The 13,923-nt window shown below is 59.8% G+C and carries 14 protein-coding genes, 1 tRNA gene and 1 pseudogene; 9 read left to right on the top strand and 7 right to left on the bottom strand.

Features of this window, described 5'->3' with window-relative positions:
* Positions 1 to 7 precede the first annotated feature (7 nt).
* The 5 genes from ACM6IV_RS07945 to ACM6IV_RS07925 are packed head-to-tail and all read left to right on the top strand — an operon-like array spanning position 8 to position 4,060.
* On the top strand, positions 8 to 1,042 hold the full coding sequence (locus tag ACM6IV_RS07945; RefSeq protein WP_414869469.1) for a class I SAM-dependent methyltransferase: 1,035 nt from the start codon (positions 8 to 10) through the stop codon (positions 1,040 to 1,042).
* A complete protein-coding gene (locus tag ACM6IV_RS07940) occupies positions 1,035 to 2,195 on the top strand; it encodes an acyl-CoA dehydrogenase family protein (protein WP_414869468.1) in 1,161 nt (386 codons plus the stop codon). The genes ACM6IV_RS07945 and ACM6IV_RS07940 overlap by 8 nt, the downstream gene beginning before the upstream one ends.
* Positions 2,196 to 2,230: 35 nt before the next feature.
* Entirely contained in the window at positions 2,231 to 2,617 is a 387-nt protein-coding gene (locus ACM6IV_RS07935; RefSeq protein WP_034155877.1) for an ectoine synthase, read from the top strand.
* Positions 2,618 to 2,664: 47 nt separating this feature from the next.
* Positions 2,665 to 3,876: an MFS transporter gene (locus ACM6IV_RS07930; protein WP_414869467.1), complete on the top strand. Its 1,212-nt coding sequence runs from the start codon at positions 2,665 to 2,667 to the stop codon at positions 3,874 to 3,876.
* Positions 3,851 to 4,060: a hypothetical protein gene (locus ACM6IV_RS07925; RefSeq protein ID WP_414869466.1), complete on the top strand. Its 210-nt coding sequence runs from the start codon at positions 3,851 to 3,853 to the stop codon at positions 4,058 to 4,060. The genes ACM6IV_RS07930 and ACM6IV_RS07925 overlap by 26 nt, the downstream gene beginning before the upstream one ends.
* 8 nt (positions 4,061 to 4,068) lie before the next feature.
* Here the strand turns inward: ACM6IV_RS07925 and ACM6IV_RS07920 are convergent, their stop codons facing one another.
* Both ACM6IV_RS07920 and ACM6IV_RS07915 read right to left on the bottom strand, forming a co-directional pair.
* Entirely contained in the window at positions 4,069 to 4,482 is a 414-nt protein-coding gene (locus ACM6IV_RS07920; RefSeq protein ID WP_414869465.1) for a cupin domain-containing protein, read from the bottom strand.
* 123 nt (positions 4,483 to 4,605) lie between these two features.
* Entirely contained in the window at positions 4,606 to 5,505 is a 900-nt protein-coding gene (locus ACM6IV_RS07915) for a transcriptional regulator GcvA (RefSeq protein ID WP_414869464.1), read from the bottom strand.
* 107 nt (positions 5,506 to 5,612) lie between these two features.
* Here ACM6IV_RS07915 and gstA point away from each other — a divergent pair, with 107 nt between their 5' ends.
* From gstA to ACM6IV_RS07900, 3 genes are all read left to right on the top strand, one after another.
* On the top strand, positions 5,613 to 6,224 hold the full coding sequence (gene gstA / locus ACM6IV_RS07910; RefSeq protein ID WP_414869613.1) for a glutathione transferase GstA: 612 nt from the start codon (positions 5,613 to 5,615) through the stop codon (positions 6,222 to 6,224).
* 86 nt (positions 6,225 to 6,310) lie between these two features.
* Positions 6,311 to 6,691, top strand: coding sequence for a RidA family protein (locus tag ACM6IV_RS07905; protein ID WP_414869463.1), 381 nt, complete (start codon positions 6,311 to 6,313; stop codon positions 6,689 to 6,691).
* A 211-nt stretch (positions 6,692 to 6,902) separates the two neighbouring features.
* Positions 6,903 to 8,891 carry a peptidase U32 family protein gene (locus tag ACM6IV_RS07900; RefSeq protein ID WP_414869462.1) on the top strand — a complete coding sequence of 663 codons (1,989 nt, stop codon included), beginning with the start codon at positions 6,903 to 6,905 and terminating at the stop codon, positions 8,889 to 8,891.
* Between the two features lie 113 nt (positions 8,892 to 9,004).
* Here the strand turns inward: ACM6IV_RS07900 and ACM6IV_RS07895 are convergent.
* A tRNA-Gln gene (locus ACM6IV_RS07895) sits at positions 9,005 to 9,079 on the bottom strand.
* 317 nt (positions 9,080 to 9,396) lie between these two features.
* Between ACM6IV_RS07895 and ACM6IV_RS07890 the strand changes: the two genes are divergently transcribed.
* A complete protein-coding gene (locus ACM6IV_RS07890; RefSeq protein WP_414869461.1) occupies positions 9,397 to 10,431 on the top strand; it encodes an alpha/beta fold hydrolase in 1,035 nt (344 codons plus the stop codon).
* A 55-nt stretch (positions 10,432 to 10,486) separates the two neighbouring features.
* Here the strand turns inward: ACM6IV_RS07890 and ACM6IV_RS07885 are convergent.
* From ACM6IV_RS07885 to ACM6IV_RS07870, 4 genes and pseudogenes are all read right to left on the bottom strand, one after another.
* A pseudogene (locus ACM6IV_RS07885) lies at positions 10,487 to 10,738 on the bottom strand (DUF6124 family protein); the annotation flags it as partial.
* Between the two features lie 193 nt (positions 10,739 to 10,931).
* On the bottom strand, positions 10,932 to 11,297 hold the full coding sequence (locus ACM6IV_RS07880) for a DUF6124 family protein (protein ID WP_414869612.1): 366 nt from the start codon (positions 11,295 to 11,297) through the stop codon (positions 10,932 to 10,934).
* A 594-nt stretch (positions 11,298 to 11,891) separates the two neighbouring features.
* Positions 11,892 to 12,917: a GlxA family transcriptional regulator gene (locus tag ACM6IV_RS07875; protein WP_414869460.1), complete on the bottom strand. Its 1,026-nt coding sequence runs from the start codon at positions 12,915 to 12,917 to the stop codon at positions 11,892 to 11,894.
* Between the two features lie 44 nt (positions 12,918 to 12,961).
* On the bottom strand, positions 12,962 to 13,906 hold the full coding sequence (locus ACM6IV_RS07870) for a LysR substrate-binding domain-containing protein (protein ID WP_414869459.1): 945 nt from the start codon (positions 13,904 to 13,906) through the stop codon (positions 12,962 to 12,964).
* Positions 13,907 to 13,923: the final 17 nt, after the last annotated feature.

The following is a 13,923-nucleotide window of genomic DNA, read 5'->3' as shown; positions in this document are numbered from 1 at the left end:
GCTACCCATGAATAGTTGCCAGCCACCGCTACAGGATGACGCCAGCCTGGACCACGACCTGCAACAAAGCGCGATGCTGAAACTGGCCGGGCATTTCCACAGCCTCGCCACTGGTGCCAGTCAGGTGCCCCTGCAGTCGTTGCACAGCCACCTGCGGTCGCAGATCGCCGACCCGCGGATGCTCGATTACCACGATCGGCTGATCGAGGGAGCAGGCCCGTTGTTTTCCCACTTTCTGGCAAGCGTGCCCTACATACTGGAAGAACTGTCCAGAGTCGGCGTGGCTTTGACCCGGCTGTCTCAGGCCAGTGTCCGCGAGCCCGGCCAGACGTTCAGTCTGTTTGAAGTGGATGCCTTCGACGGCAGCAACGGCCGCGCCCTGGCCGGCCATTCGGAAGGCCTGATACGCAGCTTCACTTCATCACCCAATCAGGCTAATCAGATGGCCTTCGACCGGCACGCCAACCGGACTCTGTCACGCTTTTTTCCGCAATCGGTGTTCAAGGTCAGCCCCGCCGTTTTGCAAAGCGACGAATACCGGGACTTCGAGCAAGGCTTCGATTACATCTATGAAATGGCCGCGTTCCAGTTCTATAGCCGCGACCGCGAGCGCCAGATCGCGCATCTCCAGCAGTTCCTCAAGCCGGGGGGACTGGTGTTTTTCCTTGAGAAGCTCAATCACCCCGAACCCCAGGAATACTTGCGACGCGAGCGCGTCAAGGACGAAGTGTTCAAGACCCGCTACTTCAGCGAAGAAGAAATCAGTTGGAAACGCCAGCAAATGCTTGAGCAAATGCAAAACGGGCAGGTCACTCTGGAAGAGTTGGCAAGCGCCCTGTCGGCTCGCTTCAAGCACGTTCACCTGCTCTGGAACAGCAGTAATTTCTGCGAGTTCGTTGCCTCGGATGATCCTGCACAGCTTGAGCGCTTTCTTGGGTTTTTGGGGCCAGTGGTGCAACCCGCAGAATTCTGTTTCGAGGGTTCGCGACTGGGCGCGTTGTCACCCGTGCCTCAAGGTGTCAAGGAACCCGCCAATGTCTGACACTCTGGAACAGCTGTACCATCCTGCCGCCCTGCCCGCCTACTGCGAGCGCGCTTTGCAGCACATTGCGGATTGGCGGGACCGGGCCAGTGCCGCAGAAAAAAACCGTCGTTTGAGCGGCAGTACTTTTGACGAGCTGTTTGCTGGCGGCTGGCTGGATCTGCTGGCACCGCGCGCGCCGGTCACTCGCAACGGACACTGGCCGACCCTGGTGGAAAGTGCACGCATCGCGGCCAGGGCGTGCGCCTCCACCGGCTGGATGATGGCGCTGGTGGGCGGTCACGGTTGCATCGCCCGGCGCCTGCCACCTTCCTTTCAGGATCGGCTGTACGCAGAGGGTTCCCGGCAACTGTTCGCTTCAGCCTCCAGCAGCGCCGACAGCCAGCTATCTCTGGAAGCCGCGGGCATGCGCGTGAATGGGCGCTGGCGCTTCAGCTCCGGTATCGAGGACGCCACGTGGCTGATGCTCAATGCGCCCTGCCCCAACCATCCGGACGCAGCGCGCACGCCACGCTTCCTCGTGCTGATGGCCGCGCAGGAGGTTCACAGGCTCGACAGCTGGGACAGTTGCGGCATGGCTGCGACCGGCTCCCACGATGTATTGACCCGGAACGTGTTGGTCCCCCACGAACATGTTTTCGCACTGCAGGAAGTGTTTGCCGAGTCGCCTGCCATGACCGGCACCGACTACATCGACCGGTTGCCGCTGGTGCCCTATCTCACGACCTCGATCATCGGCCCGCTGCTGGGTTGTGCCGAGGGAGCCCATGCGGAGTATCTGCGGTCGCTGGCCGGTTCGCCACTGAGCAGCGAGCCCAGGATCATCGAACAGATTGCTCATTCGGCTGCGCAGTTGTACAGCGCACGGCTGCTGTATGAATCGCTGATTTCGCGGCTGCACGACGCCGGCGTGCAAGCGCGCGCCCTCGACGCTCGGCAGTTGCTCCAGCTCAAGCGTGACCGCGCCTATCTGGCACAGCAATGCGTGCAAGTGGTCCATCGCCTGGTGGAGCGACTCGGCGCCTCTTCGCTGGTGGCAGCCAACTCACTTCAGCGTCACTGGCGTGATGTCCAGGCCATGGCCGCACACCGCGACCTGGTCTGGCACGACGCGATGCAGTCCTACGGCGAGGCGGTCCTGAGACCGCTCTGAGATTTTCCAACCAGCACTTTTGTAGAGAGGTTCATATGTTCATTCGCAACAAATCCGACGTTGAACAAACACCGTACTTCGTCGAATGGGGTGCGGGCACCAGCCATCGCCTGCTCACCGAGCGCGATGCCATGGGTTTTACGTTGTGTCACACCGTCGTGCGTGCCGGTACCGAATCGTTGTTGCACTATCGCAATCACCTGGAGGCATGCTATTGCATTGCCGGAGAAGGCGAAGTCGAAGACATGCAGGGCAATGTGTTCCCGATTCGGCCCGGCGACGTGTATGTACTCGACCAGCATGACCGTCATTACCTGCGCGGCGGCAAGGAGCAGGACCTGATCCTGGTCAGCGTATTCAACCCGCCGCTGCGCGGAGACGAGCGGCATAATCTCAACGACAGCCAGGGATCGGCGTACTGAAGCACGGCTGGCCACGCGGCCAGACCGTCGACAAAAAGGAGCTTATTTTGCGCAAGGACTACCTGGCATTTTTCACCTCGTTGTTTCTGTCACGGCTGGCAGATCAGATCCTGCTGTTCATCGTCCCGCTGGTGGTGTTCCAGACTACCAACAGTGCGTCCTGGGCCGGTTTGGCGTTTTTCGTCGAATCGCTGCCGCGTTTTCTGGCTTTTCCATTGTGCGGCGCCTTGTGCGACAAGTTTTCGCCCATCCGCATCCTGCACATCAGTCAGGTCTACCGCGCGCTGCTGTGTCTGCTGGCGGTGGGCCTGTTTGCCCTCTTCGGTGGCATCGCCTGGGTCGTGGTGTTGTCGGCGTTGTGCGGCGTGCTGACCACCCAGGGCATCATGGCCCGCGAGGTGCTGATGCCCCACATTTTCCAGCACTACAGTTACACCAAGACCTTGTCCTATTCGCAGATCGCCGATCAGACCGGGCTGGTGCTCGGGCCACTGGTGGCTGCACTGCTGCTGGAAATCTGGGCTTGGCATTGGGTGGTGCTGTGGGTCGCCGGTCTCTTCCTGCTGGCGGACCTGAGCATGCTGGTCTGGCAACGTTTCAGTCGTATCACGCTGGAGGTATTCGAACAGCATCAGGACATCTGGCTGCAACCGCTGCGTATCGCTTTCAAGCATATAAGCGAGCTGGCGGAGCTGAAAAAAATCATCCTGTTAGCCGTCGGCGTCAATCTGATCGTCGGCGTCACCCTGGCGACATCGGCGGCGATGGTGATCGGCGAGTACAGTGCCGGCAAAGATGCGTATGCCGGCCTGCAGGCGGCAGGCGCGGTTACCACCATCGTGATTCTGTTCTTCCTCGCCCGGGTCGAAATCCCGCAGCGGTTATTGGGCGGGGTCGCTTACTCGATGATCGCTGCCGGCGCCCTTATCAGTGCCCTGAGTCCGAACCTGACCGGCTACGTGGTGGGTTTCCTGCTGATCGTCGGCTTCGACAAAATGTTCAACATCTACATGCGCAGCATCCGCCAGCGGGTGATTCCGGCCAAGGATTTCGGCAAGACCGTGGGCGTGATCACGTTGCTCAACAACCTGTCGCAACCGTTGGCGGGTTTGCTGGTGGCGCTGCTGGCCACGAGCGTGGGTACGCAAGGCGTGATCCTGATTCTGGCCGTGCTGACTATGCTGCTGGGCGCCGCAGCGGTATGGTGGTTTGCCGTCAGCAGAGGAACCCTGAATGCCGAAGAAACCACCGGCCCCTGAGAAGAACGCCAGCGCCGCAGACATCGAGCGCTCGATCCAGGCCTTGAACAAAATGGCCGAGCGCCTCTGGGGTGAAGGTCGAGAAGCAGAGGCCAAAGCGCTGCTCGATGCGCTCGACGCGTTGAACCGGGCGCTGGACAGGATCAGGATTGGCGAGAGTCGCCGAGCGGCGACTCTTCACTGACCTGCGCACTATGGCTTGAGAATCAGCACCGGCTCACCCTTCTTGACGATGTAAGTCGCCAGTTCCGACCCCTTCTCCGCACCGACGTTTTTGGCGACATGCGCCACACCCTCAGGGATGAACAACGACTCCCCGGCTTTCAATGTCACGGGCGCCCGGCCTTCCAGTTGATATTCGAAGGTGCCACTGATCACGTAGGCGACTTCGACGCCGGGATGCGCATGCCGGGGCGAGGTCACGCCCGGTTCGAAATCGACGCGCGCCTGAATCACTTCGCGCTCGGCAGCACCAAGATCCTGGCGAACCAGATCGGTGCGGCTCAAGCCTTGTTGCCAGCTCTTGGCCGGTGCTTCAGCCGCGTGGGCAATACCAATCATTGAAGCGAGTAGCGCAGCGCTGGCCAGTAACAGTGGACGATGCATGATGTTGCCCTCTCAAACACAGTGGTGGTGTGACCGCTACTTTGAGAGCTGCGTGTATGGCTGATGTGTCGTAAACCCCGGGTTTATTGTTCGCGTGTGTCTGCGCGGCAACTTGATACACGCTTATACAAAGGTGTCTTGGCCGGGTGGCAGTGCCAACAGCCATGTCCTGAGCGCCACGATCTTCTTTGATTGCGCCGTTTCATGGGGCATGACCAGATAAAAGCCCTGCTCATCTTTCAAGCGCAGATCGAACGGCACCACCAGACGGCCGGCCTGCAGATCGTCCTCGACATAGGTCGATCGGCCAATGCACACACCCTGCCCGTCAACGGCGGCTTGTACCGCCATCATCGCCAGGTCAAAGGTCAGGCGCGGGCCTTCTGCCAATTGCGCGGGTTGACCGGCAGCATGCAGCCAGGCGCTCCAGTCACCGGCCGTTGCGCCACTGACTTGCAGCAATGTGTGACTGGCCAGGTCGGCGGGCGTGCTCAACGTCCTCGCCAGTGCCGGACTGCAAACCGGAAAAATTTCGTCGGACTTCAAAAAATCGGCACGCAAGCCCTTCCAGTCGCCGCGCCCGTAGCGAATGGCCGCATCGACAGTGCCCTTGCGAAAATCGACCAGCTCAGTCGACGCGCTGATTCGCACATCGATAGCGGGAAACGCCTGCTGAAAGGACGGCAACCGCGGCAACAGCCACTTCGATGCGACGGACACCAAGGTACTGATGGTCAGCACGCTGTTATCGCGAGACTCGAGCAACTGTTCAGTCGAATACCGCAGTTCCTGAAACGCCGCACGCACACCGGGCAAGTAAGCCTGGCCGTCTTCACTCAGTGCCAAACCCTCGTTGAGCCGCAGAAACAGCGGCACGCCCAGCTCCGCTTCGAGTCGGCGGATCTGGTGGCTGACAGCGGTCTGGGTAACGTTGAGCTCTTCGGCAGCCTTGGTGAAGCTCATGTGTCGGGCGACCGTTTCAAAAGCACGCAATCCATTAAGCGAGGGAAGCCGGACGGGCATGATGGTTATGACTCATGAGATTTTGTCATACGCTAACACCGCAAATGACCTTTGCGAAAGCTGCTTGGGCAATGGAATCTGGCGCCTTCTCTCAGCAAGGAAAAGCCATGAAACTGTATTTTGCCCCCATGACCTGCTCGCTTTCCCCGCACATTGTGCTGCGGGAACTGGGCTTGCCTTTCGAACTGGTTCGCGTCAACAACCAGAGCAAACGCACCGCCGACGGCCATGACTTTCGTGAGATCAATCCGAAGGGATACGTGGCGGCTCTGGTTCTGGACAACGGCGAAGTACTGACGGAAGGGCCAGCGATCCTGCAGTTTCTGGTTGATCAGGCGCCGGGCAACACATTGGCGCCACCACCAGGTTCATGGGCGCGGGTGCGTCTGCAGGAACATCTGAACTTCATCAGTGCGGAAATTCACGGCGGCAGTGCACCGCTCTTCAATGCGCAGATTCCGGAATCGGTCAAAACGATTTTCCGCCACACACTGTTCAAGCGCCTCGATTACCTGAATCAGCGACTGTCGGCTGAGGACTACCTGATGGGCCACTTCGGCGTCGCCGATGCTTATCTGTTTACGGTACTGAGGTGGCTGCCGACCTTTGCCATCGACATACAAGACTGGCCGGCACTTGCCAGCTACCTGCAGCGCATCGGCGCCCGCCCCAGCGTTGTTGCAGCCCTTGCGACGGAGGCGGCGACGCAGCCTGTCTGACCGACCGCTGTCGCCATGGAACGGGCCATGTCGACGCTGTATCTGTAAACTGCGGCCATCTTCACTCGATCAATCAAAGGATCAGCATGGCTAACCACGACATCACCTTCACTCCAGATCCGGACGCCGACTCGATTTCCTCGGACGTCACCACGTTCAACGGCATCATGATGTCCACGCAAATCCCGACCCGTGCCGACGGCAGCCTGGAACTGGGCGATATTACCGCGCAAAGCGAATGCACCCTGCAAGCGCTGAAAGTTGCGCTGGAACGCGCCGGCAGCTCGATGGATCGGGTGATGCACCTGACGATCTACCTCACCGACATGGCGGATCGCGCGGCATTCAACGAGGTTTACAAACGCTTCTTCGCCAAGCCGTGGCCAGTGCGTGCCGCCGTCGGCGTCGCATCCCTCGCCGTTGAAGGCATGCGTGTAGAAGTGACCGCGATGGCCGCCAAGGCCTGAGACTCACTGCACAACCCATTGTGGGAGCCAGCTTGCTCGCGAAGGCGGCAGGGCATTCAACATCAATGGAGACTGAACTGACGCTTTCGCGAGCAAGCTCGCTCCCACAGGGTTGTGCAGTCTCAGCTGCCATCGGGCAGCACGGGCGTGCCGGGCGCGCGTTTCACGGGTAGAATGCGCGCCTAACCGTGACAGCCTGACTAAAAAAACTATGTCCTTGCCCAAGCATCACCTGGAATTGCTCAGCCCTGCCCGCGATGTCGCCATCGCCCGTGAGGCGATCCTGCACGGCGCCGACGCCGTGTACATCGGCGGCCCGAGCTTCGGTGCCCGCCACAACGCCTGCAACGAAGTCAGCGAAATCGCCGAACTGGTGGAATTCGCCCGCAAGTATCACGCGCGCATCTTCACCACCATCAACACCATCCTGCACGACAACGAACTGGAGCCGGCACGCAAGCTGATCCATCAGTTGTACGACGCCGGTGTCGACGCGCTGATCGTTCAGGATCTGGGCGTGATGGAGCTGGACATTCCGCCGATCGAGCTGCACGCCTCGACCCAGACCGACATTCGGACGCTGGAGCGGGCCAAGTTCCTCGATCAGGCCGGTTTCTCGCAGCTGGTCTTGGCCCGCGAGCTGAACCTGCAGGAAATCCGCGCAATCGCCGACGAAACCGACGCTGCCATCGAATTCTTCATTCATGGCGCGTTGTGCGTGGCCTTCTCCGGCCAGTGCAATATTTCCCATGCGCAAACCGGGCGCAGTGCCAACCGTGGTGACTGCTCCCAGGCTTGCCGCTTGCCGTACACCCTTAAAGATGAAAAGGGTGGCGTGATCGCCTACGAAAAACACCTGCTGTCGATGAAAGACAACAACCAGAGCGCCAACATTCGCGCCTTGGTTGAAGCCGGGGTGCGTTCGTTCAAGATCGAAGGTCGCTACAAGGACATGGGCTATGTGAAGAACATCACCGCCTATTACCGCCAGCGCCTCGACGACGTGCTCGAGGATCGCCCGGACCTGGCCCGCGCTTCCAGCGGCCGCACCGCGCACTTCTTCCTGCCTGACCCGGAAAAAACCTTCCACCGTGGCAGCACCGATTACTTCGTCACCGATCGCAAGATCGACATCGGCGCGTTCGACTCGCCGACCTTCACCGGTTTGCCGGTGGGTACGGTGGAGAAAGTCGGCAAGCGTGACATGCAGGTTGTCACCCACGAACCGCTGTCCAACGGTGATGGCCTCAACGTGCTGGTCAAACGCGAAGTGGTCGGTTTCCGCGCCAACATCGCCGAAGCCAAAGGCGAGTTCGAAGAAGACGGCGAGAAGCGCTATCGCTACCGCGTCGAGCCGAACGAAATGCCGGAAGGCCTGTACAAGCTGCGCCCGAACCATCCGCTCAATCGCAACCTCGATCACAACTGGCAACAGGCGCTGCAGAAGACCTCGTCCGAGCGTCGCGTGGCCTTGAGTTGGGTCGCACGTCTGCGTGAAGAACAGCTGGAAGTGACCGCTACCAGTGAAGAAGGCATCAGTGCCAGCGTCACCCTGAACGGCCCGTTCGGTGTGGCCAACAAGCCTGAGCAAGCACTGGAACAGTTGCGCGATCTGCTCGGCCAGCTCGGCACCACGCAGTACCACGCCACCGACATCAAGCTGGATGCGCCACAGGCGTTCTTCATTCCGAACTCGCAGCTCAAGTCCCTGCGCCGTGAAGTGATCGAGGCCCTGACCGCCGCCCGTGTCGCCGCGCACCCGCGTGGCAGCCGCAAGGCCGAAACCAGTCCGCCGCCGGTGTACCCGGATTCGCACCTGACGTTCCTCGCCAATGTCTACAACCAGAAGGCCCGCGACTTCTACCACCGTCACGGCGTCAAGCTGATCGACGCGGCGTATGAAGCCCACGAAGAGCCGGGCGAAGTGCCGGTGATGATCACCAAGCACTGCCTGCGCTTCTCCTTCAACCTGTGCCCGAAACAGGCCAAAGGCGTGACCGGTGTGCGCACCAAAGTCGCGCCGATGCAGTTGATTCATGGCGATGAAGTGCTGACGCTGAAGTTCGACTGCAAGCCGTGCGAGATGCACATCATCGGCAAGATGAAAGGCCACATCCTCAACCTGCCGCAGCCGGGCAGCGTGGTCGGCCACATCAGCCCCGAAGACCTGATGAAAACCATCCCGCGCGCACCGCACTGAGTGGACGGCGTGCGCGGTGCTTCGGCGCCGCGCACGCCTGCCCTGCTTTGCCTGGTCAAATCGCAGGCATAAAAAAACGCCAACTTCTTGCGAAGTTGGCGTTTTCTCGAATATGGCAGGGGCGGCTGGATTCGAACCAACGCATGGCAGGATCAAAACCTGCTGCCTTACCGCTTGGCGACGCCCCTATTGCTCTTTCCAGCTACTCCGTTAGGTTCGCTGTGAGAACGGGGCGCAATTTACCAAGGTTTTTTTGCTTTGGGAAGCGCGAAGTGAAATATTTTTTGTTTTAAAACAGCGACTTATTATTTTGGCTTGAATCCAGCCAATGTTCGCTGGATTTATCGCTGTGTATCACAGTGTGTACGAACCCCGCCGCGACACATCGCCTTGCAACAAAGCCGTTCTTCGACACAGCCCGGATACGTCCCGACGCTCAAATGCACTCAAGGTTTCACGGGTTCATTCAGACCCTTGACCAAAGGCTCGCACAGGAGACGTTCCCATGAAGATGGCACTGCACACCCGCAAAACCGCTACCACACTCGGCTTGTCGATGATGGCTGTGGCGCTGCTCGGCGCCTTTGGCAGCGCTCAGGCGCAAACCGCTGAACCGGCCGCTGTCAGCCATTCCGCACCCTCGCCTTTCGGCCCACTCAAACATGTGAAGGCTGGCGTGCTCGACGTTGCCTACGCCGAAACCGGCCCCGCCGGTGGCCCGGTGGTGATCCTGCTGCACGGCTGGCCCTACGACATTCAAAGCTACGACGAAGTCGCGCCGTTGCTGGCCGCCAAGGGTTATCGGGTGTTGATGCCGTATGCGCGGGGTTATGGCGACACGCAGTTCCTCTCCAAAGACACCCTGCGCAATGGCCAACCGGCGGCGCTGGCCAGTGATGTGATCGACTTCATGGATGCGCTGAAGATCAAGCAAGCCGTGCTCGGTGGCTATGACTGGGGCGCACGTTCGGCGGACATCGTTTCGGCATTGTGGCCGGAACGGGTGAAAGCGCTGGTGTCGGTCAGTGGCTATTTGATCGGCAATCAGGCCGCCGGGCAGAACCCGCTGCCGCCCAAAGCTGAATTGCAGTGGTGGTATCAGTTCTACTTCGCCACCGACCGTGGCCGCGCGGGTTATGAGAAAAACACCCACGATTTCGCCAAATTGATCTGGCAACTGGCCTCACCGCAGTGGAAATTCGACGACGCTACGTTCGACCGCAGTGCCAAGGCACTGGAGAACCCGGATCACGTCAATATCACCGTGTTCAACTACCGCTGGCGTCTGGGCCTGGTACAGGGCGAAGCGAAGTACGCCGCGCTGGAGCAGAAGCTCGCCACCGCGCCGTCGATCAGCGTGCCGACCATTACCCTTGAGGGCGACGCCAACGGTGCACCGCACCCGGCGCCGGAGGATTACGCCAAACGTTTTACCGGCAAGTATCAGTTCCGCTTGATCAACGGCGGGATCGGGCACAACCTGCCGCAAGAAGATCCGCAGGCGTTTGCCAAGGCTGTGATTGATGCTGACCACCTGTAAAAACAAAAAAGCAGCCAGCCGTTAAGGCTGACTGCTTGATTATCAACGGCTGCGACTACTCGGTTGGCGCAACCAGATCCAACGCCTTGTTCACCGCCAACTCCCCCAACATGACCACTTGCGCAATGCCCAGCAGCGTGTGGCGGTCTGCACCTTGCAGCACCCCGGCAAAATTACCGAGCATGACCGACGCGGACGCCAACGACCCGCAAGCATTGGTCAGCAACGCCTCGGTGTCGGCTTGCGGGTTGGTCATGAACAGCGCGTTGGGCGTATAGGCTGTGGCCATGATCGCGGCAGGCGCGACGCCCATGAGCACCGACGATCAAGGGTGGGAGTGGGCTTGCTCACGAAGGGGCCGGTACATCCAGCATGGATATCGGCTGACCTGACGCCTTCGCGAGCAAGCCCGCTCCCACAGGGGATGGTCGGTGGATGAAGAACATGGAGTGGGGCTTTGCATTGGGGGGGCAAATGCCCCTCACCTATCTGCTCCGCAACTAGTGCGGCAAGCGCTGGTTATCCAGGACTCGTCCGACCACCAGCTCACTGAGCATGATCACCTGTTGCAGGATCAGCATCTTTTTGCGCTGTGAAGGGTCGATCGAATCGGCGAGTTCACGGGCCATGTCATTGGCTGAGGACAAGGTTTCAGTCGCTTCGACGAGCAGCGTTTCGTTATCCACCGTGGGGTCGATGAGGTAGATTTTGCCGGTCTTGCGGGTGGGTATTGAAGTCTTCAGCGCGGAGGGATTGAGGTAGAAATTGATCGCGCGGTCGGTGGCCTCTTTGATGTTTTGAGGTTCGAGCGCAGCGTCGTAGGGGATTGGATCGGTTTCAGGCGGGTTTGGCGTAATTTTGAACATAGATGACACTCGCTTAACAAAAAAATAAGGAGTCATCACTCACGCTACCAAACGAGGGTGGTGACCATTGCGCAGGTTGGTAGACCGGTCTAAGCGAGTAAACCCCGGCGCTCCCGAAGGAGCCCCACGCATGGCCACCATATAAAACCGAGCCCCGAAAAGAGACTGCATATAGCGGCGCATTACGCTTAGAGGACGGGCTACCAAACCCGATCACTGTTTTGCAGTGACAGGGAAACGATACAGCCCGCCTCAAGACGCGTAAGCCGGCGGATTCTGGCGTACGCGTAGGTAACGGCGCAAGGTGTTGTAGCCGTTATGGCGTAACAGTGCGTGTAAGTTACACGTGTGTGGGTGCTGGTGTTTAAAAGCCCCTCACCCTAGCCCTCTCCCCGAGGGAGAGGGAACTGACCGGGGTGTTTGGGGGAGGTACGCCGACGTGGGATATCGAGGTGAACTCTGGTGAGGAAGCGGTTGGTGCCGCCTGCAAATTCCCTCACCCCAGCCCTCTCCCAGAGGGAGAGGGCTGGGGTGTTTGGGCGAGGTACGCCGACGTGGGATACCGAGGTGAACTCAGGTGGGAAACGGCTGGTGCTATTTGACCAGCCGTTTTTCTTTGGAAGGTCTGTAGCCGAAATATGAGCTGTAGCACTTGCTGAAATGGCTCGGCGAGACGAACCCGCAGGCCACCAGCACTTCCACCTGCGACAGTTCGGTGTGTTGCAACAAGCGTCGCGCTTCGGTGATGCGCAGTTCCAGGTAATAGCGCTGCGGCGTCGTGCCCAGCTGTTCCTTGAACAAGCGCTCCAACTGCCGACGAGAACGACCGGCATACACCGCCAGTTGCTCCAGCTCCAGCGGTTCCTCCAGATTGGCATCCATCAGCTTCACCACCTCACGCAGCGGTGCACTGACGCAGAGGTTTTCATCCGGTTTGATTCGCCGGTAGCGCGATTCCTCGAACGCCAGAATGTCTTCAATGCCCTCGACCAACGCTTTGCCGTGCAAGCCCTTGATCCAGTCCAGCGCCATATGGAAAGCCCCGGACGGGCTCGATGCGGTGAGGCGATCACGATCAATTACATAGGGTTCGCTGCTGACGTGGGTAGTTTTGGCAATTTCGGTCAGCGCCGGACGATGTTCCGGGTGGATGGCGCAACGGTAGCCATCGAGCAGCCCGGCACGGCCGAGAAACCACGAGCCATTCCACAGCCCGGCGAGAGTGATACCGCGCTCCGCTGCAGATTTCAGCAAGCCGATAAACTCGTCACTCGCCCGCAGCTCGGTGCGATAACCACCGCACACCACCAGCAAATCCAGCTGCTGAAGCGCGGCCAAATCCAGACGTGCATCAGGCCGGATGACCAGGCCCAGATCACTGATCACCTCGCCATCGCCCAGCCCGAAGGTGCGCGAGGAAAACAATCCAGGGCGCAACAGGTTGGTGGTGACAACGGTGTCCAGCGCCTGGGTGAAGGCCGGCAATGAAAAGTGTTCGAGCAGCAGAAAACCGGTGCGGGTCAGGCGCGTGTCATCCGTGCCTTGCTCATTCAGATAGCGGAGGTTTTTCCCCTTCATGCCTCCGCTGAATTGGCGTCGTTCGATCAAGTTATGGTCCATCGGTCGTTGTTATGCGCCGATAGTTGGCTCGAATGGCGTCAGAGTCAATCACCTGTCGTTGCTCGCAATCGCGGCCGATCGATCACCGGGTCATGCTGCGCCATTACCTCGACAACCCAGTCGATGAACACCCGCAGTTTGAGACTCACATGCCGGTTCGGCGGATACGCAATATAGAGCGGCATCGGGTCGAGCTGCCAGCCTTCGAACAGCTGAACCAATTCTCCAGACTTTTCGTGTTTTTTTGACATGTACTTGGGTAACCACAGCACGCCCATGCCCGCTAAACCTGCCGCGAGGTAGGCGTTGCCGTCGTCGACCGCAAGCACATGGCGGCCCTTGATGTGCAACTGCTCGACATCGTTGTGCAAGGCGTAGGGCACTGGTTTGCCAGTGCGCGCCCAGAGGAAGGCGACCACGCGATGCCGAGAGTTTTCCAGTTCGCGCGGATGGGCAGGCCTCCCTTCGCGAGCCAAATAGGCAGGCGCGGCAAATACACCTAATGGCAGATCGGCGATCTTGCGCGCCATCAACGACTGGTCGAGCAACTCGCCGCCGCGCACCACGCAATCAACATTCTCATCGATGATGTCGACGATGCGATCGCTGACGCCCATGTCGATCTGGATGTCCGGGTAACGCGCATGAAACTGCGGCAATGCCGGCACCAGAATCAGCCGAGCGAACGGGCTCGGTACGTCAATGCGTAAACGCCCGCGTGGCATTGAAGCCGCGCCGGGCAAGCTGGTTTCCGCATCGTCCATGTCGGCCAACAGTTTGATCACCCGCTCGTAATAAACCGCGCCGTCGGCGGTGACGTTGACCTTGCGCGTGGTGCGGTTGAGCAGCTTGACCCGCAGCCGCGCCTCCAGTTGTTGCACGAGTTGGGTGACGGTGGTCTTGCTCATGTGCAGGGTTTCGGCGGCTTTGGTGAAACTCCCGGCCTCGACCACCCGGGCGAATGCCTGCATTGCATCAAATCGGTCCACGATTGAGCCTCTGATTG

This window comes from Pseudomonas sp. IT-347P, from assembly GCF_949768005.1.
Classification (GTDB): domain Bacteria; phylum Pseudomonadota; class Gammaproteobacteria; order Pseudomonadales; family Pseudomonadaceae; genus Aquipseudomonas.
The sequence above is the reverse complement of the archived record's forward strand: the minus strand, read 5'-3'. Positions and strand labels throughout refer to the sequence as shown.